Raw genomic sequence first — 24094 nt, forward strand, 5'->3', positions numbered from 1 at the left:
ATAAGAAATGGAGCACCATGATAGAATTATTGGGTAAGTCTTTAGAAGAATTACAATCTATCTTTAAGACCCATAATATACAAAAGTTTCGAGCGAAACAATTAATTGACTATATCTATCATAGATATATTTTTGATTTTGAAGACATGACACAATTTCCGAAAGACTTACGTCAATGGCTAGGTGACAATTGTGTTATTTCTTTACCTACATTAATTACAGAGTCTATTGCCCCTGATGGAAAGACTCGCAAAATACTTGTAGAGATGTCAGATCAAAGTCGTGTGGAAGCAGTTTTGATGGAACAACACTATGGGTATTCTGTATGTGTTTCCTCTCAAGTGGGGTGTGCTATGGGATGTGTATTCTGTGCTTCTACACAAGGTGGCTTATACAGAGATTTAACAGTCGTTGAGATTATTGGACAAGTTGTCATATTTGGGGCTCTTACTAAAGAGGAAATACACTCTGTTGTCGTTATGGGCGCAGGGGAGCCGTTACAAAATTATGATAATGTATTACAAGCATTACAACTACTACATGATCCTATGATTTGTAATATTAGTTATCGTAAGATGACGATTTCCACTTGTGGTTGGGTTCCTAATATTTATAAATTAGCTAATGAAGGTTTGCCAATAACCTTAGCACTTTCATTACATGCTACAAATAATGAAGTTCGTCGTAGTATTATGCCCATTGGGGCACGTTATGAATTGACGGAAGTCTTAGATGCGGTAAAATACTATTATAATACGACACAGCGTCGTGTTACCTTTGAGTATATTCTTATAGATTCTGTAAATGCATCTATAGATGATGCTCATGCTTTGGGGAAAATCTGTAAAGATTTCCCAAATTGTCATGTTAACTTGATCCCAGTTAATGGCAATGAACATATTGAATTATATAAACCATCTATTACGAATATGAATACATTTAAAGACATCGTTAGTTCCTATGGCGTATCAGTAACGGTACGAAAGGAAATGGGCGATGCAATCCAAGCCGCATGTGGACAGTTAAAGGCTGCTCATGGTCGGAAAAAGGAGAATCATGAATAATTTTGTTGGTTTAAGTAAAATTGGGCTTGTACGCCAGCGTAACGAGGACCGTTTTTTCATTGATGGCCATATTTGTGCTGTTACTGATGGCATGGGTGGTTATAGCGGTGGTGAAATCGCAAGTACCTATGCTGTAGATGAAATAAAAGAATATTTGTCCTCCCTTGAAACGATAGGTCAACAAGACTTATGTGATGCTATCATTCACGCTAATCAACGTATTGTAAATCGCGTTGCTTGTGAAGAACGACTTGCTGGTATGGGTACTACCGCTGTAGTTACAGCTATAAATGGTAATCAACTTTACTGGGCAAGTGTTGGTGATAGTCGTTTGTATGTATATAGAGATGGTCATTTACGACAAATTACTACGGATCATTCTATGGTACAAGAATTATTAACAGCTGGAGAGATTACAAAGGATGAAATGCTAAATCACCCTCAACGTAATTTATTAACCCGTGCAGTCGGTGTTGATGAAATCTTAGAGGTTGATAGTGGTGTAGAGTCTATTCTTCCCGGTGATCGTATTTTACTTTGCACTGATGGATTAAGTGGCTATGTATCTGATGATGTAATTGCCTCTGCATTACAATCAACGGATGATGATATGTTGGTTATTGAATCATTGATGGAAGCTGTATATGAAGTCGGAGCAGGAGATAATGTGACCATTGTGGTGGGAACAATCTAATCTAGAAATGGAGAAATAATGAGTACTATGAATATAAAAGGCATACTTCTAGATAACCGCTACCGTATTGTTGATAAAATTGGCGTTGGTGGAATGGCTGATGTATACCTTGGAGAAGATACCTTACTAGGTAGACAAGTAGCAATAAAAGTATTGCATGCTAATTTTGCAAATGATGATGAATTTGTGACTCGATTTAAACGAGAAGCACAAGCGGCAGGTAAATTAAATCATCCCAATATTGTAAATATGTATGATGTAGGTTTTGACCAAAATTTACATTACATTGTTATGGAATATGTAGATGGTGAAACCTTAAAAAAATATATAACTCGTCATGGAAGACTGTCTATAGATGAGGCTGTTAAATTTACTATCGCCATAGCTGAAGGCTTAGAACACGCTCATACAATGGGTATTGTTCATTGTGATATAAAACCACATAATGTTATTATTACCAATACTGGGCGCGTTAAAGTAACTGACTTTGGTATTGCTCGTGCAATAAATGCAACTAACACAGTTATGTATACGAATTCGATTTTGGGTTCTGCACACTATTTATCACCAGAGCAAGCTAGTGGTAAACCGGTAGATGGAAATACAGATATCTACTCATTGGGTGTTGTATTGTATGAAATGCTTACAGGTCGTGTGCCATTTGAAGGGGAAACGCCAATTGCAGTAGCATTAAAACACGTTCGTGAGAAGGTAGAACCTCCAACTCGATATAATCCATCAATTCCTCCGCTTTTAGAAGCTGTTGTTATGAAAGCATTATCTAAAAATCCTGCAGATCGTTTTGATTCTATCTCTGATATGATCAGTGATTTGCGGTTATCTCAAGGTTTTACAATGGGGAAAACACAACGTCATGAACCATATGATTTTGCTACACAAATGATTCCTGCGGTTGATCCTGAAGCACTTGAAGATCTAAGTACTATTCAAGAAGAACGTAAAGACGAGGGTAAAAAGAAGAGTATGTTAAGTAAAATTGCATCGATTCCACAAAAATACATCGTTCTAGGTGCTGCTGTCATTTTCTTAGTAGCATTTTTAGGTGCTTTCTTAAGCTATGGAAATTTCTGGAGTAATACAACAGTAGATGTACCTAATGTGGTAGGCAAACAAGTTTCTGTAGCAAAAAATATCTTAGAAGATAAACATTTGCGTGTGTCTACAAGTGAAGTTACGAATCCTGATGTGCCAGCTGGTCAAGTTATTTCTCAAACACCTGGGGCTGGAGAAAAGGTTAAAGAGCAACGGACGATTCACCTTGTAGTTTCTAAAGGTGTAGGCGATATTACGGTGCCAGATTTAACTGATTTAACTGTCGATCAAGCCCGTCAACGACTTAAAGATTTAGGTTTAGTTGTGGGGAAAATAACACAGCAATCTGTAGATGGTAAAAAAGATGGTGTAATTATTGCTCAGAGTCCTTCAGGAGATTCTAAAGTGTCTAAAGGGACAACAATTGATCTCGTAGTAAATAAAGCGAAGGCTAAGAAAGTCAAAGTACCTAATCTTGTTGGTATGACATTAAAAGATGCTCGTGATACATTGAGTAATATTCAACTAGGTGTAAACCAAGTATCTGGATCTGTGGAAGAAAAATCTGTGGTTATAGAGCAAAGCATTAAAGCTGGTGATGAAATTGACGAAGGTTCCACATTAAATCTTACGACTGAGTTCAAAGATGATAAAAAGAAATCCGATAAAAAAGAAGGAAATAGTGGTAATAAAACAACTGGTACTATAGATGTTACTGTACCAGCTGGTTCTAAAAATCAAGAACTTAAAATTGTCGTAAAAGATGATGAAGGTTCTGCCGTAATCTATGATGATACGAATAAACCTGGAGATCGTGTTGTTAAAAAAGTGTCTGGTGTAGGTAATGTACGTATTGAGGTGTACCTCAATGGTGCATTAGTGCAAGAAACTGCATTATAAGAGGTACTATGATTACAGGCATTGTTGTCAAAAATATGAATGGGTACTTTTATGTACAAGATGATATAGGTACTATTCATGAATGTAAGGTTCGTGGCAGACTTAAGCAAGGACGCTATAGTTTACTTGTAGGGGACCGCGTTACGATTTCGGAGGATGGGTTCGTTGAATCCATCCATGAACGTCATAATTCGATGGTTCGCCCTGCAGTAGCTAATATTGACCAAGTTGTATTAGTTGTGGCTGCTCATGAACCAGATATTAATGAGTTATTACTCAATAAAATGCTCGTTATGATTGAACATGCGGATATCCCTATCGTACTATGTATCAATAAATGTGACTTGATGGATTTAGAGACGGAAACTATGGTTGATCTTTATAAATCAATCGGCTATGAGGTTTTGATGACATCCACATATAATATGACAGGCATTGATGATTTACGTCATGTGCTTCAACATAAGGTAACGGCTTTTGCAGGACCATCTGGTGTTGGTAAAAGTAGTCTTTTAAATGCGGTAGACCCAAAATTTGCCTTTCAGACTGGGGAGGTAAGTGATAAGATTAAACGTGGCAAACATACTACTCGTCATGCTTCTTTATATAGTTTAGATGCAGATTCTTTTATCATGGATACACCTGGATTTAGTGCTATTGAATTTAATGATGTTTCCCTTGAAAGATTGCCTACATTATTCCCAGAATTTGGTGAATATGTTGATACTTGTAAATTTAATCCTTGCTATCATGAACATGAACCCATTTGTGGGATTAAAGCTGCTCTAGAAGCTGGTCATATTCATCAAGGACGATATGATGCTTATATGTCTATACGTAATGATATAGAAAGTCAACGAAAGAGGTTTTAATATGATAAAAATTGCACCATCTATGCTTTCCGCAAATTTTGCGGTGTTAAGCGAAGAATTAAAATCTATTGAAGCAGCGGGGGCTGACTTATTACATATCGACATCATGGATGGACACTTTGTTCCGAATCTAACCTTTGGTGCTCCCATTGTGAAAGCCATTCGTCCATATACAAAATTACCATTTGATGTGCATTTGATGGTTACTAATCCTGGTGATTATGTAGAAGAATTTGCAAAAATTGGTGTAGAATATTTTACTTTTCATCAAGAAACTGTACCTCATATGCATCGTTTGATTCAACATATCAAGCAGTGTGGGATGAAGGCTGGTGTAGCATTGAATCCTAGTACACCTGTATCTCTACTAGAAGATGTAGCTGCAGATTTAGATATGATTTTAATTATGTCTGTGAATCCAGGATTTGGAGGACAATCTTTTATTAAGAATGCCATAAAAAAAGTTAAACAAGCTAAGATATTGTTAGAAGAAGTAGACAATTCAACGGCAGTCATTGAGGTGGACGGTGGTATTAACGATATTACTTGTGTACCGATTAAAAGAGCGGGGGCTACAGTTTTAGTTGCTGGTTCTGCAGTGTTTGGAGCAGAAAATCGTGCAAGTATGATTGACTCCATTCGCAATAATTAAATAAATAGTTTCATAATATTCTATAATTCAAATTTGAACATAAGATCGTACATCAATAAGAAAGAGAATGTATTTAAAATAAGGAGTGAGGAATACTTAAAGAATTCCTCACTCCTTGCTTGCTTTTGCTATGATTTTTTGTTAAAATTATTAGGTATGAAAAATAAGCACGTCAGTGGACTTCGGTACTGTGCCTAATTTTGGGTGACCCGAAGGATGAAGCGGCGGAGGTTAATTAACAGGAGGTGCCACAATGGCAGTAGTATCAATGAAACAATTATTAGAGGCTGGTGTACACTTTGGTCATCAGACTAGAAGATGGAACCCTAAAATGGCGAAATTCATCTTCACTGAACGCAATGGTATTTATATCATTGATTTGTCTAAAACAGTTAAAAAAGTAGAAGAAGCTTACAATTTCTTGCGTGAAGTTGCTTCCCAAGGCGAAGTAATCTTGTTCGTAGGTACTAAAAAACAAGCTCAAGAAGCTATTAAAGAAGAAGCTATCCGTGCTAACATGTTCTTCGTTAACGAACGTTGGTTGGGCGGTATGTTGACTAACTTCAAAACAATTGAAACTCGTATTAAACGTTTAAAACAATTGGAAGCTATGGCAGAAGACGGTACTTTCGAAGTATTGCCTAAAAAAGAAGTTATCGGTCTTCGTCATGAAATGGATAAATTGGAAAAATACCTTGGCGGTATCAAAGATATGCCTAAAATGCCAGGTGCTCTTTTCGTAGTAGATCCTAAAAAAGAAAAAATCGCTATTGCAGAAGCTAAAAAATTGGGTATTCCTGTAGTTGCAACAGTTGACACTAACTGCGACCCAGACGAAGTTGATTTCCCAATCCCAGCAAATGATGACGCTATTCGCGCTGTTAAATTGTTGGCTGGTAAAATGGCTGACGCTGTTCTTGAAGGTCGTCAAGGCGAATCCTTTGAAGAAGCATTAGATAACATGGTAGCTGATTCCGCAGAAATGGTTCGAGACGGTAAAGCTTAATCGTTGTCGTATTAGCATTTGAAAGATAAATCTATAACATATATAATTGGGGTAAGGACTATATCCTTACCTTAATTAATACTAGGAGGAACAAAATAATGGCAATTACTGCTGCTTTGGTAAAAGAATTGCGCGACATGACTGGCGCAGGTATGATGGACGCTAAAAAAGCATTGGTTGAAACTGACGGTAATATCGATAAAGCGGTTGACCTTCTTCGTGAAAAAGGTTTGGCTGCGGCAGCTAAAAAAGCTGGTCGTATTGCAGCTGAAGGTGTAGTACAATCCTACATTCATGCTGGTGGTCGTATCGGTGTTTTAGTGGAAGTTAACTGTGAAACTGACTTCGTTGCAAAAACTGATGATTTCCAAAATTTAGCACGCGACATCGCAATGCAAATTGCAGCTGTAAATCCTACATACTTGAACCGTGAAGAAGTTCCTACTGAAGTAATTGAACACGAAAAACAAGTATTATTGGAACAAGCTAAAGTAGAAGCTGAAGAAGACGTTAAAGCTGGTCGTAAACCAAAACCTGAAGCTGTTTTAGAAAAAATGGTTGCAGGTCGTATTGAAAAATTCTATAAAGAAAATTGCCTATTAGAACAAGTATTCATTAAAGATGGCGATAAAACTGTTACAGACATCATTAATGAAAGTATTGCAAAAATCGGTGAAAACATCAACGTACGTCGTTTTGTTCGCTATGGTTTAGGTGAAGGCATTGAAAAACGCCAAGATGACTTCGTAGCAGAAGTAATGGCATCTGTTGGTAAATAATTAATAAACAATAAGAGAACACCGTACAGTGTTCTCTTATTTTGCAATAGAGGAGTAAAAATATGGCAAAAAGAAAGTTTCGACGTATTGTTTTAAAGTTGAGTGGTGAAGCATTAGCAGGTGAACAAGGTTTTGGTATTAATCCTGATGTTGTTGAAGAATTTGCAAAAGAAATTGCTGCTTTAGCAAAATCCACTGATTTAGAAATCGCGATTGTTGTTGGTGGCGGTAACCTATGGAGAGGTTTAGCTGGTAGCAATCAAGGTATGGATCGTGCTACTGCTGACTATATGGGGATGCTAGCAACAGTGATGAACTCCTTAGCATTGCAAGATGCATTAGAGCAAGCTGGTGTAGATACACGTGTTCAAACAGCTATTGAAATGCAAGAAATTGCAGAACCTTATATTCGTCGTCGCGCTATTCGTCATTTAGAAAAAAAACGTATCGTTATCTTCGGTGCTGGCCTTGGTAAACCTTACTTCTCTACAGATACAACAGCTGCATTACGGGCCGCTGAAATTGAAGCCGATGCTATTTTAATGGCAAAGAAATTTGCAGATGGCGTATATGATTCTGACCCTAAGACAAATCCTAATGCTGTTAAATTTGATGAATTAACATATAACGAGATTATCACAAAAGAATTAAAAGTAATGGATGCTACATCTACAACTTTATGTAAAGATAACAATATTCCTATTATTGTATTTAGCATGGATATTCCTGGTAATATTACAAAAGCTGCTAAAGGTGAAGAAATAGGGACCATTGTTCGAGGAGAATAATTCATATGGAAATTAAAGAATTGTTACAACAAGCAGAAGACCGCATGAATAAGTCTATTGAGGCTTTAAAACATGAATTCGCATCTATTCGTACAGGCCGTGCTAGTGTAGCACTACTTGATAAAGTAATGGTTGATTACTATGGAAGTCCATCACCCATTAATCAAGTTGCGAATATCTCCGTGCCTGAACCTCGCATGATTGTGATTGCACCTTGGGATAAAACAATGATTGGTGCTATTGAAAAAGCAATTTTACAATCTGATTTAGGTTTGAACCCTGGTAATGATGGTGCACAAATTCGTTTAAGTATTCCTCAATTAACTGAGGAACGTCGTAAAGAAATCGTTAAAGTAGTTCATAAAAAGGCTGAAGATGCAAAAGTTGCAGTGCGCAATATTCGTCGTGATGTAAATGAAGCATTAAAAAAAGAAGAGAAAGCTAAAACGATTACTGAAGATGATGCTAAAGACGGTTTAGATCAAATCCAAAAGCTTACCGATGCTAAAGTTAAGCAAATCGATGAGTTAAAAGTAGTAAAAGAAAAGGACGTATTAGAAGTATAATGTTTGATTCTAATAGCCTTATTGGAATACCATGGCAGCTTGCAAAGTCTCGTTTGCAGGCTGCCCATATTCCTTTTAAGGTAATGATTGGTGGATCCTTTAATCGCTTCTTTGAAATTTCAGATAAAGGATTTTATGTGGCACGTATTACAAAGGTTGATGAGTGCTTACATATACTACTATATAGACCAATGATTGCCAGCGACTTCGGAAATTCTATCGAGGTAGACTATGCTAAAGAAATTATTTAACCGTAAACGTTCTGATACGCCTGTCATTGATCGTAATATAATTCCACAACATGTTGCTATTATTATGGATGGTAATGGACGATGGGCTAAACGCAGAGGCATGCCGCGCTCCATGGGGCATCGTGCTGGTGCAGATGTATTAAAAGAAATTGTTATGGCCGCAGATGAGATCGGAATTAGAGCTCTTACGGTATATGGTTTCTCCACGGAGAACTGGAAACGTCCTGAACAGGAAGTTTCTTTACTTATGTCTCTCATAAAAGAATACTTAAATAATAATGTTAAGTATATGCATGAACATAATGTACGCATTCGATTTATTGGTTTTATTGGAGGGCTTTCAGAAAACCTACAAAAAATCATTCAAGATGCAGAATTATTAACTCAGAATAATACAGGCCTCACATTACAGTTAGCGATTAACTATGGTGGGCGTGATGAAATAGTTAGAACTATCCGCGACATTGTAAAATCCGTTGCGGATGGCGTTATTACAATGGACAAAATTACTGAAGAATATGTAAGTTCTCAATTATTCACTAAAGAGTTTAGTGATGTAGATTTATTAATTCGTCCTAGTAGTGATTTTAGAATTAGTAATTTTTTGTTATGGCAACTAGCGTATGCTGAATTTTGGTTTACCGATTTGCATTGGCCAGATTTTACTAAGGAAACTTTACTTGAAGCTGTGGCGGCATATCAGAAACGAGAACGCCGATTTGGTGGCTTATGTGATGAGGAATAAAAAATGTTAAAAACACGTGTTATTACCGCTGTTATTGGTTTTATTATTGCCTTAGGGGCCATTACATTTGGTGGATTAGTATATGATGTGCTAATTACACTTTTAGCTTTATTAGGGTGGCGTGAGTTTGTATTACTTGGTAAAGCTAAACGTGTTCGGATATCCATTATATGGGGATATATTAGCATTTTATTGCTAATGATTGCTCTTGCATGTCATCAGTATATTATAGCTATAGCTATTTTAGTATTAAGTTTATTTGCCAATTATATGTTGTGTACATTTGGTGAAAGTAAGTACTCGATGTCTAGTGTATCCTTTAGTGTATTTGGTTTATTATATATTGGTATGGGTATGACTTCATTACTCTTGATTCGTCATGACTCAATTTACATGGATTTATCAATGCCTTTTGAACTATATAACTGGGGCACTATTACACTTTGGTTATTATTGTTTACTACTTGGGCTAGCGATACCTTTGCATACTTTTCAGGTCGAGCTCTTGGTAAACGTAAAATAGTACCATCCATTAGTCCTAATAAAACACTAGAAGGTTTTATTGGTGGATTTATCGGCTGTATCCTTACAGGTGCAGTATTTTCGTATATCGTTGGCATTCCTTGGTGGATGGGAATCCATGTAGGTATGATTAGCGGTATATTAGCACCATTAGGTGATTTGTTTGAATCAAAGATTAAACGACTATGTAATGTAAAAGATTCTGGTACATTATTACCAGGTCATGGCGGTGTATTGGATCGCTTTGATAGTTTATTATTTGCGGCTCCCATTACATTAGTATATATATTGCTATTTTCGTACTAATTTTATAGAGGTACACTTATGAAATACCTAAGTATTATCGGCAGTACTGGCTCAATCGGTACACAGACGCTTGATGTGGTGTCTCAACATCCAGATCAATTCAAGGTGGTTGCCTTAGTGGCACATCATAATATTGACCTCTTAGAACATCAGATTAAAGAATATAAACCTTTGGTGGCTGGTCTTGTAGATGAAGGTGCTTTTAAAGAATTACAAGCACGCTATACAGGTCCTACAAAATTGATAGGTGGTAAGGAAGCCCTCATTGCAGCAGCTACAATTCAAGAAGCAACAATGATTGTTACTGCTATTGTAGGTGCTGCGGGAATTGAGCCTACAGTGGAAGCTATAAAACAAGGGAAGACTATAGGTCTTGCTAATAAAGAAACTCTTGTTGCTGGAGGTCCATTAATTACGGCTTTAGCTAAAGAACATGGCGTGCAAATCCTACCTATCGATAGTGAACATAGTGCTATATTTCAGTGCTTAGAAGGACAGAAACGTGACAATGTTGATTCTTTAATTGTCACTGCTTCTGGTGGACCTTTACGCACATGGGATTCTAGTAAAATTCAAACTGCAACTGCTGCAGATTGTTTGCGACATCCTACCTGGAATATGGGTAATAAAATAACTATAGACTCTGCCTCTTTATTCAATAAAGGCTTAGAGGTAATAGAAGCTCATTGGTTATTTGGTTTTGATTTTGATCATATTGATGTAGTAGTACATCCTCAAAGTATTGTTCATTCTATGATACGTATGAAGGATGGTGCGATATTAGCGCAAATGGGTAATCCAGATATGCGCGAGCCCATTCAATATGCTTTGACGTATCCCAAACGTGAAGTTTTAAGTATGAATCATCTTGATTTTAGTCAAGCACTACATTTGGAGTTTTTACCTCCACGGTATGACGATTTTCCTGCACTTCGACTTGCGTATGAGGTGGGACGTGCTAGTGGATTTAAACCTGCTGTATTTAATGCAGCTAATGAAACGGCAGTATATGCCTTTTTAGAAGATAAAATCGCCTTTGGTGATATTTATAAAGTCGTTACTTCTGTTCTTGAATCTATGGGACCAGAAGATGATTTTACATTAGATAATTTATTATCCATCGATAGATGGGCCCGTGAAAAGGCAACATCGTTGATGTTATAGGAGAATATATGATTACGGCATTAGCCACAATATTTGTATTTGGTTTAATTGTGTTTATTCATGAATTAGGCCATTTTATTACAGCTAAGATGTCAGGTATGCAAGTTGATGAATTTGCTATAGGTTTTGGTCCAGCCATATTTAAAGTACAAAAAGGGGAAACTTTATATTCTATTCGTATAATTCCTCTTGGAGGATTTAATCGTATTGCTGGTATGACACCTGACGAGCCTCTTAATGAGCGCTCCTTTTATAATAAACCTGCGTGGAAAAAATTTATTGTTATTTCTGCAGGGGCTGTATTTAACTTTATATTAGCCATTGTACTTTTCTTTGGCCTAAATGTGACTGTAGGAAATCTTACATATACAAATGAACCTGTAATTGGTAACATTATTGTGGGTAGTTCTGCAGAACAGGCTCATTTAGAAGCTAACGATAGAATTATTACGATTGATGGTAAAAAAATTAGTACTTGGGATGATATTCGTCCTAGCTTACAAGGCACAGCAAACCATGGTGTAACTGTTGTTGTAGAGCGTGAAGGACAAACTATAGAGACTACAGTAATACCTAAAATGGAACAAGATAGTCCTAAGATTGGCATCTATCCTAGCTTTACTCGTGAAACTTATAGTATTGGTGAATCTTTGAGCCTTGCTGTTAGTCGGACGGGGCAAACTATTGTTGCTATGGTCAGTGGGATTTATGATATGATTCGTGGCACACAAGCAGCCGAATTATCTGGTCCAGTAGGAATTTCCCAAATGGCAGGTACTATTGCACAATCAGGATTTGCACCACTATTAAGTTTTGCTGCATTCCTTAGTATTAACTTAGGGGTTATTAATCTTTTACCATTACCTGTTTTAGATGGTGGTCACTTGATTATTATCTTGGCGGAAGCTATAACAGGTCGTAGATTACCTGCTAAAGCTCTTATGTATATACAAATGGTTGGGGTTGCCTTAATGGTAGCATTATTCTTATATGTAACAACGCAGGATATTTTCCGTTTACTATAAGACAGATGGGAGATTACAATGATTGTACGTAAACCAACAAATGGTATCTATGTAGGTACAGTTAAAATCGGCGATTATGCACCGGTAAGTATTCAATCTATGATTACTACGGATCCAGTACATACAGAGAAGGCAATTGCAGAAATTAATCATTTAGCAGAGGCTGGTTGTGAACTGGTTCGTGTCGCCGTTCCTACAATGGCATCTGCAAAGGCTTTAAAGGCTGTTAGAGCGGGCATTTCAATTCCCTTGATCGCCGATATTCACTTTGATTATAGATTAGCTTTAGAAGCTATTGAAAATAATGTTGATGGATTGCGCATTAATCCAGGAAATATTGGTGGTGAAGATAAGGTTTTAGCCGTTATTGAAAAGGCAAAACCTAAACAAATCCCAATTCGCATTGGTGTTAATGCAGGCTCTTTACCAAAGCATATTCTCGATGCTCATGGAGGACATCCTACAGCGGATGGTATGGTTGAAACAGCTTTAGAACACGTAAGAATTTTAGAAAAACTCGATTATCGTCAAATGAAATTATCTATTAAAGCAACGGAAGTACCTCTAATGGTGGAAGCATATCGTAAGTTATCTGATAAGATTCCTTATCCGTTACATTTAGGTGTAACAGAAGCTGGTACTATTAAACAAGGCACTATTAAATCTGCTATGGGGATTGGTGCATTATTGCTCGATGGCATTGGTGATACATTACGGGTATCCTTAACTGGAGATCCAATTCACGAAATTGAAGTAGGTAGAAGTATTTTAAGTAGTTTAGGATTAAGAAATTTTGGGGCCACTATGATATCTTGTCCTACATGTGGCCGTTGCCAAGTAAATTTATTTGATATGGCTGGTATTGTAGAAGAACGTCTAGCATCCATAAAAGCGCCTATTAAGGTTGCCGTTATGGGGTGTGTTGTAAATGGTCCAGGGGAAGCGCGTGAGGCCGACTTTGGTATTGCTGGTGGTGATGGTCAAGGTATTATTTTCCGTAAAGGGAAAGTTATTAAGACTGTACCAGAAGCCGAATTAGTAGATACATTGTTTAGAGAAATTGACCAATATTTAGAAAATTTAGATGAGGAGTCTTTATGTTAGCCACTAAATTATATGCACCTACATTGCGTGAGGTTCCATCTGACGCTGATGTAGTAAGCCAACAGCTTATGCTTCGCGCTGGTTTTATGCGTAAAACTGCAAATGGTTTATATAGTTTTTTACCATTGGGTTGGAGAAGTATCAAAAAGATTGAAGCCATTGTACGTGAAGAAATGGATTGTGCTAGTGCTCAAGAAATTATGATGCCAATTTTACAGCCTGCAGAAATTTGGAAAGAGTCTGGCCGTTGGAACGCATATGGCGCAGAAATGATGCGTATCAATGATCGTCATGATAATGAATTCTGTCTAGGACCAACACATGAAGAGATGATTACAACCCTCGTTAAAAATGAGATTAACTCATATCGTCAATTACCAGTTAACTTATATCAAATTCAAAGTAAATTCCGTGATGAGCGTCGTCCACGTTATGGCTTGATGCGTAGCCGAGAATTCATTATGAAAGATGCTTATTCTTTTGATGTAGATGAAGCCGGTTTAGATGAGTCCTATAAATCTATGTACGATGCATATACACGTATTTTTACACGTTGTGGTCTTACATTCCGCCCAGTAGAGGCTGATAGTGGTGCAATAGGTGGTAGTGGTACGCATGAGTTCATGGCCATTGCCGAAGCTGGTGAAGCTGATATCGTATATTGTACTAAGTGTGATTATGCAGCTAACATTGAAATCGGCAAGCCTGGTATCATGAAGCAAGACGAAGAAGTTCTTCATGAGTTATCTGTTGTGGATACACCAAATGCAAGTTCTATTGAAGCTGTGGCAGACATGTTAAATTTACCATTACATAAAACTATCAAAGCGGTAGTATTTTCTATTGATGGTAAAGTGGTATTAGCCATTGTTCGTGGTGACCATGAAGTAAATGAAGTTGCTGTACAACATGCCGTTCTTGGTGCTGTAGAGCCTGAGATGGCTACCCCTGAAGAATTAGAAAAAGTAGGTTTAACAGCTGGTTTCATCAGTCCTATTGGTTTAAAACAAACAGAAGAATTTGCTATTGTTGTTGATGAATCTGTTATGGAAACTTACAATGTTTGTGGTGGCGCTAATAAAAAAGATGCTCACTACGTTAATATTAATCCAAAACGGGACTTTAATGTAGAAGACATTATTGTTGCTCCAATTCGTTTGATCACGAAGGACGATGTGTGTCCTAAATGTGGTGGTGCTTTAGAACATGCTAAAGGCATTGAAGTAGGTCAAGTATTTAAATTGGGTACAAAATATTCTGAAGCATTACAAGCTACATTCTTAGATCAAAATGGTCGTCCTAATCCAATGATTATGGGGTGCTATGGTATCGGTGTATCTCGTACACTAGCTGCTGCTATTGAGCAATATCACGATGAAAATGGTATTATTTGGCCACGTTCTATCGCTCCATTTGAAGCAGTTATTGTTCCAATTAATGCAAAAGACGAAGCATTAATGTCTACTAGTCAAACTATTTATACTGCATTACAAAATGCTGGTGTAGATGTATTGTTAGATGATCGTAAAGATCGTGCAGGTGTTAAGTTCAAAGATGCTGATTTGATTGGTTATCCACTTCGCATTACAGTAAGTAAAAATACTCTTGAGAATAACGAAGTAGAAATTCAAATCCGTAAGTCTGGAGAAACTCTTCCATGTGCTATTGATTCTGTAGCTGATAAAGTAACAGAATTGCTTCAAAACTTATAATAGAATTGCGATTCTAGTGAATGTTCATTAGGGTCGCAATTTTTCTTTCTAAACTTGAATTAATAGATTAAATAAGTCATAATTAAATGATAGAATATTTGGAATGGAGGTGCTATATGCTTGTAGATTTTCATATGCATTCCATCTTTTCAGATGGTGTTGAAACACCTAAAGATCTATTGCAACATGCCATAGACTGTAATGTATCTATGATGGCTTTAACCGATCATGATGAAATAGACGGCATTCAAGCATTGCGTGCTGCTCAAAAAGAGTTAGATCCTAATGAATCTATTAAAATCGTAAATGGCTGTGAATTTAGTGCTGATTATAAAGATAAGTCAATTCATATTTTAGGATATTGTTTTGATGAAAATAATAAAGATTTAATCGATTTTATTACGTTTTTTAAAGGAAAACGTGAAGAACGTATCGATGAAATTATCCGTCGTTGTAACAATGAAGGATATTATATTACAAAAGAAGAGCTCATTAAACAATTTCCTGATACTAAAGCTTATGGTCGCCCACATATTGGTAAACTTTTAATTGATGGTGGTTATGCCAAGGATATTAATGATGTATTTAAAGGTATTCTTCGAAAAGATAGTCCTTGCTATGTTCCTAAGGTAAAAGTAGAGGTTCCTTATATTATTGATATTATACATAAAGCTGGAGGACTTGCTGTTATGGCTCATCCTAAATTGGTTACCAGTGATGAATATGTGTTGGAAATGTTAAATTATGATTTTGATGGTATGGAGGTATATCACTCAAAGCATAATGATGATGATGTGGAGCGATATAAAGAATTCGCTAAAAAGCATAAGCTATTTATTACTGGTGGTTCTGATTACCATGGTATTGTAGGCAAGAAACCTGATAGATTTGGTGATTACTTAGTATCTGGTAAGGATGTATCAGAATTTATTAGTTTGTTATAAATGACGAGGTAGGCTATGGAAGTCGTTGCATTTGTAGGTAGTAGTGGCACAGGTAAAAGTCATCGTGCCCTCGTAGTTGCTCATGAAAATAAAATTGAATGTATCATCGATGATGGTATTTTGATTCATGATAATAAAATTGTAGCTGGCTTTTCTGCAAAAAAAGAGTCTAGTCGTTTAAAAGCTGTTCGTCGTGCTATTTTTCAAGACGAAGTACAAGTTAAATCCGTACGAGAACAATTAGATAAGATTAAACCTAATAAGCTTATGATTATCGGCACTTCTGATAATATGGTTAAGAAGATTACTAAAGCTTTAGGCTTACAAGAACCTGATCGATATATTCGTATAGAAGATGTTGCAACACCTAAGGAAATTGAAAAGGCACAACATGCACGTCTTAAAGAGGGTAAACATATAATTCCTGTGCCGACTATGGAATTAAAGCCACACTTTAGGGGGTATTTGATTGATCCAATCAAAACCATGTGGCGCCGCAGGACTTTGAAAAAACAAGATCAAGATACCTTAGGTCAAATTGGTTCTGAAGGATTTGAACGTTCTGTTGTACGGCCTGCTTTTAGCTATTATGGTCGACTCACTTTTGACGATGAAGTAATTATTAAATTGATTAGAAATGGGTTAAAAAAAGTAGCTGGTGTCGATGAGACCAGTATAATTTCTTTTAAAAAAAGCGACAAAGGTCAAAACGGTCTTGTTGTTGATATGGCTGTAGTTATTGAACATGGATATCCTGTTAAACCGTTGATGCAACAGGTACAAAAATCTGTTCGCAATGAAATTGAATATATTACCGGCATGTCTATTGAACGCATGTCCATTAAAGTTAAGAATATTATTGAAACAAAACGTAAGATTGTTAAAGTGTAGGAGTTAGAATGAAGTCTTATTATATTTACACCTATGGTTGTCAAATGAATACCGCCGACTCTGAGCGATTATCGCATCAGCTTGAATCTGTTGGGTATATACCAACAGAGAATGTTGAAACTGCAGATTTAATTCTGCTAAATACTTGTGCAGTGCGTGAAAATGCAGAAACTAAAGTTTATGGGCGCATAGGTGAGCTAAAAAGACTAAAACGTAATAATAAAAACTTGATTATCGCCGTCACAGGATGTATGGCTCAAAAAAATCAAGCAGAAATGTTTAAACGAGCTCCTCATATTGATATTGTATTGGGTACTCATAATATTCAACATATTAACGAGATGATTGAAGAAGTACAACATGGACATACGCATCAAATCAGCGTAGATATGGATAACTCTGTATTGCCTGAATTAGAGGCAAAACCAAATGGCTCTTTTTATGCATGGGTACCTATTATGAATGGATGTAATAAATTTTGCACCTATTGTATTGTTCCCCATGTACGTGGTAGAGAGATTAGCCGTCCTGTAGAGGCCATTGTTAAAGAGGTTACAGACCTAGGGGTTAAAGGATTTAAAGAGATCACTTTATTGGGGCAAAATGTAAACTCTTATGGCCTAGATTTTAAAGATGGTACAGATTTTGGTACATTAGTTGATGCTCTTGATGGTATTCCTGGTATAGAACGTATTCGCTATATGACAAGTCATCCTCAAGATATGAGTAAGTCTATGATTGATGCTCTTGGTAGGTCATCCAATATTGTGACGCATTTACATTTACCTATTCAATCTGGTTCCAATCGTATTTTAAAGAAAATGAATCGTCATTACACGGTAGAGCATTATAAAGAATTACTTTCTTATTGCCGTGAAAAAATAAAAGATGTGGTGGTGACTACGGATATCATTGTAGGTTTCCCAGGAGAAACTGAGGAAGATTTTCAAGCTACATTACAATTATTAAAAGATGTGCGCTATGACATGGCGTATACGTTTATCTACTCTAAGCGCTCCGGAACGCCAGCAGCAACTATGGATGATCAAATTCCAGAAGAGATTAAGCGCGTTCGCTTACAAACATTGATGGATGTACAAAATGAAATCTCTTATGAATTAAATAAACCTATGGAAGGACAAGTATTTGATATTATTGTAGAGGGACCAAGTCCTCGTGATGAAGACATGTGGTTCGGTCGTACATCTGGTAATAAAATGGTTTTATTCCCTAAGGATGACTCCTTATCAATTGGTCAAACTGTACCAGCTCATATCGATAAAGCTCAAACATGGGTTTGTTATGGTAGTATTGTAAAATAAACTATTAGAATCAAAAAGAACTCGTCACTATTATGTTAACTCTAAGGTTAGATTTTTTATCTAAAATTAGTTTGCTAAACATGTGGTGGCGATGTTCTTTTTTACCATAGATGCTGATTAGAAATTATATGTGTTATAATAATAGAATAATATAAAAGTTGTATATTGAAGATATTCATAGGTATGAACACCATTTACATTTTGTATTTTTACAAAGAAGGTGTAACTATGAAACTTGATTTAAACGCTGTAGGCGAAACGGCATTATTGACACTATATGCAAGAGCGAAAGATTATGAGTCAGATCAATCTGTATTAAAGGATCAGAAATCCTGGGATATTTTAAAGCATATTGATTATGATTTTGATCAATTTAAAGATGTTAAGATGTCTTATTATGGAATTTTAGGACGAGCAAAAGTAATCGATGATGAGATACGAAAGTTTATATCTCTATATCCAGATTGTATCGTCGTATCATTAGGTGCCGGTTTAGATACTATGTTTTATCGAGTCGACAACGGTTATATTGATTGGTATAATATCGATTTTGCTGGAGTGATTGAGGCACGTACACATTTTTTTGAGCCTCATGAACGAGTCCATAATTTAGTGAGTTCTATAACTGATGAATTGTGGACTAAAAATATTGAGGTAAATGGACGAAAACTATTGCTTGTTAGTGAAGGTGTAGTTATGTATCTTACACTGGATGAAATGAAGCAGTTTTTAGGTTTACTGACAGATTCGTTTGAAGAATTTACGTTATATCTTGATATGATTTCTCCATATGTGGCGAAACGCACTAAACAACATGATATGCTTAGTAAAATGAATGTTTCTTTTCAGTGGGGAACTAAGGACGGTCATGAAATTGTAGTTATGAATCCTAAGCTTAAACAGACTGGACTGATTAATTTTACAGGAAGTATGTTATCCTTAGCACCTATTGTTTATAAATTATTATACCCGTTTATATATTTGTTTAATAATCGTATGGGAATATATGAATATAAGCGGAATCTGTGATATGACTCATAATATATGAGGTGAATATGAGTAAAAAGCAAACACCTATGATGGAGCAGTATTTAGATATTAAATCTAGATACTCTGAAGAATTATTGTTCTTTCGATTAGGTGATTTTTATGAATTATTTAATGAGGATGCTTTAGTCGCATCACGTGAACTTAATATTACCTTAACAGGTCGTCCTACAGGAGATGAGGAACGCACACCGATGTGTGGCGTTCCTTTTCATGCGGCTGAAAGCTACATAGAAACGCTTGTAAAAAAAGGATATAAAGTTGCTATCTGCGAACAACTAGAAGATCCTAAAGCAGTTAAAGGCATTGTTAAGCGCGATGTCATTAAAGTTGTTACTCCTGGTACAGTGATGACAGAAAATGGCAACGATGCAAGGTCAAATAACTTTTTATCATTATTTTATATGGTAAAAGATACGTGGATTCTTGTGTTTTCTGATGTATCTACAGGGGAAGTTATTTGGCACCGCATCACTGATTGTGAAAAACGCAGTGATATGTACGATGCACTCAGCATGTATAGACCAAGTGAAATCATATTGCCTGAAGGAACGATATTACCGCAAGATATTCAGGATTTTATTGAAAATCAATTTAGTAATGTCGTATTTTCTCCTTTTTCTACATACTATACACAACGTGAAGTAGCTGAAAAAGCTGTAACTCATTTCGGTGATTTAGGCCTTATGGAAGAGGATGTATGGGAAGCATTAGGTTATATGCTTTTGTACTTAGAGGATATCATTAAATCTGAAATTTCTCATATCAACTATGTACATCAATTAAGTGTAGGTAATCGCCTTATTCTTGATACATCTTCTTTGCGGCACCTTGAAATTACTCATAATTTACGCGATGGTGGGCAAAAAGGTACTTTACTGGATGTACTAGATCGTACGTTGACACCAATGGGGGCACGCCTTTTAAAACAATGGCTTGAAAGTCCATTAACTGATATAAATCAAATACAACGTCGTCAAGCAGCCGTTTCAGAACTTATTACACGCGGTGCTGAACGTTCTCATATTCGTAACTTTTTAGATTGTATTTACGATTTTGAACGCATCGTTGGTCGTGTTGAAACCGGATCTGTGTCTCCCAGAGATTTAACGGCTCTTCGTGAGTCATTAGCAGTTCTACCTGATATTAAGAATGTATTAGGTACATGTTCAAGTCTAGCTTTAACATCTATTAATGAGCGCATGCAAAATCATAAAGATATTTATGACTTATTATGTCGAGCTATTGCAGAGCAACCAGCGTTGACATTAAAAGACGGTCGTGTTATTAAAGATGGATTTAATGCTGATTTAGATGAGCTACGTTCTTTAGCGACTAATAGCGAGCAATGGCTTGCTAAGATGGAAGCGGATATTAAAGAAGCTACAGGGCTTTCAAAAATTAAGACTGGTTATAATAAAGTGTTTGGCTACTATTTCGAGGTATCCCATAGTAAATCAGAACAAGTACCAGACTATTTCATACGAAAACAAACCCTGGCCAATGCTGAACGCTATATTACGCCTGAGTTAAAAGAGTTTGAAATTAAAATTCTCAGCGCAAAAGATAAAATCATCGCTTTAGAGCACGAACTATATCAACAATTGCGTAATGATATTAAACTCGTTATCAAAGATGTGCAAGAAACGGCTCGTGCTCTTGCAGACCTTGATGTATTATGCTCATTAGCATTAGTTGGATACGAAGAAAACTATATTTGTCCAACTATTGTGATGAATGGTCAAATCAATATTCGTGATGGTCGTCATCCAGTTATTGAAAAGTTTTTAAAACGAGAGGTATTTGTACCAAATGATATCGTTCTAAATCATGATGATGAGGAATTCTTACTCATTACAGGCCCTAATATGGCAGGTAAATCTACTTACATGCGTCAAGCGGCTATCTTAATGATTATGGCACAGATTGGTTCCTTTATCCCTGCTCGTGAGGCATCTATCTCACCTGTGGATCGTATTTTTACACGTGTCGGTGCTAGCGACGATATTTCTACTGGTCAAAGCACGTTCATGGTAGAAATGAAAGAGGTAGCGTATATTTTAGAAAATGCTACCCATAATAGTTTAATTATTCTCGATGAAATTGGTCGGGGTACGAGTACCTTTGATGGTTTGAGTATCGCACAAGCCGTAGTGGAACATATTTGTAAGCATATTCATAGCAAGACTTTATTTGCAACGCACTACCATGAATTGATTTGCTTAGAAGAAAGCTATAGTAAATTAAAAAATTATACCGTTGCAGTTAAAGAAAAAGGGAAAGATGTTGCTTTCTTGCGTCGTATCATTAAAGGTGGTGCAGATCGCAGTTATGGTATCCATGTTGCCAGACTGGCGGGCCTACCTAACTCTGTATTAAAACGAGCTGAAGTGATTTTAGAATCCTTGGAAGATCAAAGTCATGATGCAAGTGACTTAAATAATCGAGTTATGGGTGCTCAACTTACTAATGTGGCAAAACCAGCGGTTAAGCAAGTTAGTGATTCTCCACTAGGCAATTTATTTAGCCATTCCGTAGTAGATAGCTTACTGGAAGTCGATGTAATGAGCATGACTCCAATTGAAGCATTAAATAAATTATATGAACTACAAGAGGAGGCTCGTAAAGGAGGCGGGAAATAATGGCAACCATTCACGTATTGGATGAAACGACAATCAATAAGATAGCTGCCGGTGAAGTCGTTGAACGTCCCGCATCAGTTATTAAAGAGCTCATTGAAAACTCTATTGATGCGTCTGCCACTAATATTGAGGTTGAAATTGGTGAAGGCGGTGTGGCCTATATGCGGATTACTGATAATGGTATCGGTATGACGGAGGAAGATGCTCGTTTGGCGATTCTACGTCATGCAACCTCTAAAATTCAACAAGTAGAGGACCTCTTTGATATTGCGTCCCTAGGCTTCCGTGGGGAGGCTTTGGCTAGTATTGCCTCTGTATCTCATTTCTCTTTGACTACTCGTAAAGCAGACTCTGATTTGGGGACTCGTATTACTGTTGATGGCGGCACTTTTACCGATTGCATTCCTTATGGTGCGGCACCTGGTACAACTATCGAAATTAAAGATTTATTTTATAATACGCCGGCTCGTCGTAAATTCTTAAAAACGGAGCGTACAGAAGCCTCTAAAATTCAAGATATTGTAGGGAAATTAGCTCTAAGTAATCCACATATTTCTTTTAAGCTTATCATAGATGATCGGGTAGCTATTATCACACCAGGAAATGGCGATATTAGTGATACTGTAGCTGCGCTATATGGATATAAAACCAAAGATGATATTTTTACTGTTGCTTATGAAAGTGATTCTATCTATATCGATGGCGTAGTGAGTAAGCCCACACTTCTTAAAAGTACAAGGATATGGCAGACCATTATCGTCAATAATCGCGTGATTTCTGATAAAACCATAATGAAGGCTATCGATAATGCATACCATGCACTATTGCCGAAAAATGGTCATCCTTTAGTGGTACTAAATATTACTGTGCCTGCGAGAATGGTTGATATAAACGTACATCCTCGCAAGAGTGAAGTTAAATTCTCAGATGATAAGATTATATTTAAAGCCGTATATCACGGTATCTTAAATGCTTTAAATAATCCACTCCATGAGAGATACGAACGAGAGTCATCATCTTATATGACTGGTACAGTTGCTAACATATCCGATAAATATGGTAATGATATTGCTAGTAATAGTAATAGTGATATTAAGAAGTTTAGTTCTAATAGTACATCCTTAGCTGGTAATACTACTTATGATTCTTATCAAGTACCTACTGTTGTACACGATTCAATGCAGTCTGCTGAACATATAGCAACAGCTATAGATTATGATAAGGTTTTTTGTGGACGCCGTACAAAAGGCTATGAAGTCATGCGCGGTGAAACTTCGCAGTTTGTGGAAAACCTTAAAACAAAGGGGTATACACCACCTGCACCTAAGGCTACTTATGAACAATCCTCTTTTGTAGATAAAAGTTTTGAAGCTGTTCCTACTGCTTACACTAGTTATACTTCGGAAGATGTAGAGAAGTTTAAATCCTTGTCTCACGATATTCGTAACGAAGAGATAGAAGATCGTACAATTCAAAACTCGGGCTTTTTACCAATGGGTCAAGTTGCATCTTGTTATATATTAGCTAAAAAAGGTGATGATCTATATATCATAGATCAACATGCTGCACATGAGCGTGTGCGTTATGATAAGTTGTGTAAGTCTTCTGAATCGATTCCTATGCAATCTATTTTGGTTCCTCAGTATAGTGAGGCCACAGATGATGAAATGAATTTAGTAGAGGAAGAACGAGAAACATTACTTGATCTTGGATTTGATGTAGAGTTAGGTGGTCCTACTAAGATAAAATTAGTAGGGGCTCCAGTAGATTTAGTAGAGTCAAAAGCATTTGAAATTCTGCAATATATATTCTCTTACTTACATGATCATCAACAGCCTACTAAGGCCCAATTACGACATGAAATGTTAGCTTATGCATCTTGTAGAGGGGCCATCAAGGCAGGTCATAATTTAAATATGTATCAAATGACTACCTTAATTGAGGACTTATTTAGTACCGAAAAACCATATGTATGTCCTCATGGTCGTCCTACGATTATCAAATTTACACCTGATGAATTAGGTAAATTATTCTTACGGTCTTAA

General features: G+C 36.5%; 22 protein-coding genes. All 22 read left to right on the top strand.

Annotated features, from left to right (window positions below; translation table 11 throughout):
* The first annotated feature begins 17 nt into the window (after positions 1-17).
* Complete coding sequence (gene rlmN, locus HMPREF1865_RS07900; RefSeq protein ID WP_060919766.1) at positions 18-1064, top strand: dual-specificity RNA methyltransferase RlmN; 1047 nt, start codon at positions 18-20, stop codon at positions 1062-1064.
* Positions 1057-1758, top strand: a complete 702-nt coding sequence (locus tag HMPREF1865_RS07905) for a Stp1/IreP family PP2C-type Ser/Thr phosphatase (RefSeq protein ID WP_004697417.1) — start codon at positions 1057-1059, stop codon at positions 1756-1758. Before rlmN ends, HMPREF1865_RS07905 begins: the two co-directional genes overlap by 8 nt.
* Positions 1759-1785: 27 nt before the next feature.
* Positions 1786-3711, top strand: a complete 1926-nt coding sequence (gene pknB, locus HMPREF1865_RS07910) for a Stk1 family PASTA domain-containing Ser/Thr kinase (RefSeq protein WP_008600842.1) — start codon at positions 1786-1788, stop codon at positions 3709-3711.
* An 8-nt stretch (positions 3712-3719) separates the two neighbouring features.
* The gene (rsgA, locus tag HMPREF1865_RS07915; RefSeq protein WP_060919767.1) at positions 3720-4583 is read left to right on the top strand and encodes a ribosome small subunit-dependent GTPase A; all 864 of its coding nucleotides are present in this window, start codon (positions 3720-3722) and stop codon (positions 4581-4583) included.
* A gap of 1 nt (position 4584) precedes the next feature.
* Positions 4585-5235: a ribulose-phosphate 3-epimerase gene (gene rpe, locus HMPREF1865_RS07920; protein WP_004695686.1), complete on the top strand. Its 651-nt coding sequence runs from the start codon at positions 4585-4587 to the stop codon at positions 5233-5235.
* A 253-nt stretch (positions 5236-5488) separates the two neighbouring features.
* Positions 5489-6241 (top strand): 30S ribosomal protein S2, encoded by a 753-nt coding sequence (gene rpsB, locus HMPREF1865_RS07925; RefSeq protein WP_004695687.1) that lies wholly within the window; start codon positions 5489-5491, stop codon positions 6239-6241.
* A 98-nt stretch (positions 6242-6339) separates the two neighbouring features.
* Positions 6340-7020 (top strand): translation elongation factor Ts, encoded by a 681-nt coding sequence (gene tsf, locus HMPREF1865_RS07930; RefSeq protein ID WP_004695689.1) that lies wholly within the window; start codon positions 6340-6342, stop codon positions 7018-7020.
* Between the two features lie 62 nt (positions 7021-7082).
* Positions 7083-7808 carry a UMP kinase gene (gene pyrH, locus HMPREF1865_RS07935; RefSeq protein WP_008713845.1) on the top strand — a complete coding sequence of 242 codons (726 nt, stop codon included), beginning with the start codon at positions 7083-7085 and terminating at the stop codon, positions 7806-7808.
* A gap of 5 nt (positions 7809-7813) precedes the next feature.
* A complete protein-coding gene (gene frr / locus HMPREF1865_RS07940; protein WP_008713847.1) occupies positions 7814-8374 on the top strand; it encodes a ribosome recycling factor in 561 nt (186 codons plus the stop codon).
* The gene (locus HMPREF1865_RS07945; protein WP_004697100.1) at positions 8374-8625 is read left to right on the top strand and encodes a hypothetical protein; all 252 of its coding nucleotides are present in this window, start codon (positions 8374-8376) and stop codon (positions 8623-8625) included. The genes frr and HMPREF1865_RS07945 overlap by 1 nt, the downstream gene beginning before the upstream one ends.
* A complete protein-coding gene (locus HMPREF1865_RS07950; protein ID WP_008713849.1) occupies positions 8606-9370 on the top strand; it encodes an isoprenyl transferase in 765 nt (254 codons plus the stop codon). The genes HMPREF1865_RS07945 and HMPREF1865_RS07950 overlap by 20 nt, the downstream gene beginning before the upstream one ends.
* Positions 9371-9373: 3 nt before the next feature.
* Entirely contained in the window at positions 9374-10198 is an 825-nt protein-coding gene (locus HMPREF1865_RS07955; protein WP_060919768.1) for a phosphatidate cytidylyltransferase, read from the top strand.
* 18 nt (positions 10199-10216) lie between these two features.
* Positions 10217-11362: a 1-deoxy-D-xylulose-5-phosphate reductoisomerase gene (locus HMPREF1865_RS07960; RefSeq protein WP_060919769.1), complete on the top strand. Its 1146-nt coding sequence runs from the start codon at positions 10217-10219 to the stop codon at positions 11360-11362.
* Between the two features lie 8 nt (positions 11363-11370).
* Entirely contained in the window at positions 11371-12387 is a 1017-nt protein-coding gene (gene rseP / locus HMPREF1865_RS07965; protein ID WP_024061701.1) for an RIP metalloprotease RseP, read from the top strand.
* A gap of 18 nt (positions 12388-12405) precedes the next feature.
* A complete protein-coding gene (gene ispG, locus HMPREF1865_RS07970; RefSeq protein ID WP_004695704.1) occupies positions 12406-13491 on the top strand; it encodes a flavodoxin-dependent (E)-4-hydroxy-3-methylbut-2-enyl-diphosphate synthase in 1086 nt (361 codons plus the stop codon).
* The gene (locus HMPREF1865_RS07975; RefSeq protein WP_060919770.1) at positions 13485-15203 is read left to right on the top strand and encodes a proline--tRNA ligase; all 1719 of its coding nucleotides are present in this window, start codon (positions 13485-13487) and stop codon (positions 15201-15203) included. The genes ispG and HMPREF1865_RS07975 overlap by 7 nt, the downstream gene beginning before the upstream one ends.
* A 116-nt stretch (positions 15204-15319) precedes the next feature.
* Positions 15320-16147 carry a PHP domain-containing protein gene (locus HMPREF1865_RS07980; RefSeq protein ID WP_060919771.1) on the top strand — a complete coding sequence of 276 codons (828 nt, stop codon included), beginning with the start codon at positions 15320-15322 and terminating at the stop codon, positions 16145-16147.
* A gap of 15 nt (positions 16148-16162) precedes the next feature.
* Positions 16163-17038 (top strand): Asp23/Gls24 family envelope stress response protein, encoded by an 876-nt coding sequence (locus HMPREF1865_RS07985; protein ID WP_004695710.1) that lies wholly within the window; start codon positions 16163-16165, stop codon positions 17036-17038.
* An 8-nt stretch (positions 17039-17046) separates the two neighbouring features.
* On the top strand, positions 17047-18360 hold the full coding sequence (gene miaB, locus HMPREF1865_RS07990; RefSeq protein ID WP_060919772.1) for a tRNA (N6-isopentenyl adenosine(37)-C2)-methylthiotransferase MiaB: 1314 nt from the start codon (positions 17047-17049) through the stop codon (positions 18358-18360).
* Positions 18361-18588: 228 nt separating this feature from the next.
* Positions 18589-19389, top strand: coding sequence for a class I SAM-dependent methyltransferase (locus HMPREF1865_RS07995; protein WP_060919773.1), 801 nt, complete (start codon positions 18589-18591; stop codon positions 19387-19389).
* Positions 19390-19415: 26 nt separating this feature from the next.
* Complete coding sequence (gene mutS, locus HMPREF1865_RS08000; RefSeq protein WP_060919774.1) at positions 19416-22049, top strand: DNA mismatch repair protein MutS; 2634 nt, start codon at positions 19416-19418, stop codon at positions 22047-22049.
* Complete coding sequence (gene mutL / locus HMPREF1865_RS08005; protein ID WP_060919775.1) at positions 22049-24094, top strand: DNA mismatch repair endonuclease MutL; 2046 nt, start codon at positions 22049-22051, stop codon at positions 24092-24094. The genes mutS and mutL overlap by 1 nt, the downstream gene beginning before the upstream one ends.

The sequence above is a fragment of the Veillonella parvula genome, assembly GCF_001553335.1.
In the GTDB taxonomy this organism is placed as follows: domain Bacteria; phylum Bacillota; class Negativicutes; order Veillonellales; family Veillonellaceae; genus Veillonella; species Veillonella parvula_S.

Coding starts and splice junctions, on each gene's coding strand:
- mutS (WP_060919774.1), top strand. CDS start 19,416: ATGAGTAAAAAGCAAACACCTATGATGGAGCAGTATTTAGATATTAAA.
- HMPREF1865_RS07945 (WP_004697100.1), top strand. CDS start 8,374: ATGTTTGATTCTAATAGCCTTATTGGAATACCATGGCAGCTTGCAAAG.
- ispG (WP_004695704.1), top strand. CDS start 12,406: ATGATTGTACGTAAACCAACAAATGGTATCTATGTAGGTACAGTTAAA.
- frr (WP_008713847.1), top strand. CDS start 7,814: ATGGAAATTAAAGAATTGTTACAACAAGCAGAAGACCGCATGAATAAG.
- rseP (WP_024061701.1), top strand. CDS start 11,371: ATGATTACGGCATTAGCCACAATATTTGTATTTGGTTTAATTGTGTTT.
- pknB (WP_008600842.1), top strand. CDS start 1,786: ATGAATATAAAAGGCATACTTCTAGATAACCGCTACCGTATTGTTGAT.
- pyrH (WP_008713845.1), top strand. CDS start 7,083: ATGGCAAAAAGAAAGTTTCGACGTATTGTTTTAAAGTTGAGTGGTGAA.
- HMPREF1865_RS07975 (WP_060919770.1), top strand. CDS start 13,485: ATGTTAGCCACTAAATTATATGCACCTACATTGCGTGAGGTTCCATCT.
- HMPREF1865_RS07980 (WP_060919771.1), top strand. CDS start 15,320: ATGCTTGTAGATTTTCATATGCATTCCATCTTTTCAGATGGTGTTGAA.
- HMPREF1865_RS07995 (WP_060919773.1), top strand. CDS start 18,589: ATGAAACTTGATTTAAACGCTGTAGGCGAAACGGCATTATTGACACTA.
- rlmN (WP_060919766.1), top strand. CDS start 18: ATGATAGAATTATTGGGTAAGTCTTTAGAAGAATTACAATCTATCTTT.
- HMPREF1865_RS07960 (WP_060919769.1), top strand. CDS start 10,217: ATGAAATACCTAAGTATTATCGGCAGTACTGGCTCAATCGGTACACAG.
- rpe (WP_004695686.1), top strand. CDS start 4,585: ATGATAAAAATTGCACCATCTATGCTTTCCGCAAATTTTGCGGTGTTA.
- mutL (WP_060919775.1), top strand. CDS start 22,049: ATGGCAACCATTCACGTATTGGATGAAACGACAATCAATAAGATAGCT.
- HMPREF1865_RS07950 (WP_008713849.1), top strand. CDS start 8,606: ATGCTAAAGAAATTATTTAACCGTAAACGTTCTGATACGCCTGTCATT.
- miaB (WP_060919772.1), top strand. CDS start 17,047: ATGAAGTCTTATTATATTTACACCTATGGTTGTCAAATGAATACCGCC.
- rsgA (WP_060919767.1), top strand. CDS start 3,720: ATGATTACAGGCATTGTTGTCAAAAATATGAATGGGTACTTTTATGTA.
- HMPREF1865_RS07905 (WP_004697417.1), top strand. CDS start 1,057: ATGAATAATTTTGTTGGTTTAAGTAAAATTGGGCTTGTACGCCAGCGT.
- rpsB (WP_004695687.1), top strand. CDS start 5,489: ATGGCAGTAGTATCAATGAAACAATTATTAGAGGCTGGTGTACACTTT.
- tsf (WP_004695689.1), top strand. CDS start 6,340: ATGGCAATTACTGCTGCTTTGGTAAAAGAATTGCGCGACATGACTGGC.
- HMPREF1865_RS07985 (WP_004695710.1), top strand. CDS start 16,163: ATGGAAGTCGTTGCATTTGTAGGTAGTAGTGGCACAGGTAAAAGTCAT.
- HMPREF1865_RS07955 (WP_060919768.1), top strand. CDS start 9,374: ATGTTAAAAACACGTGTTATTACCGCTGTTATTGGTTTTATTATTGCC.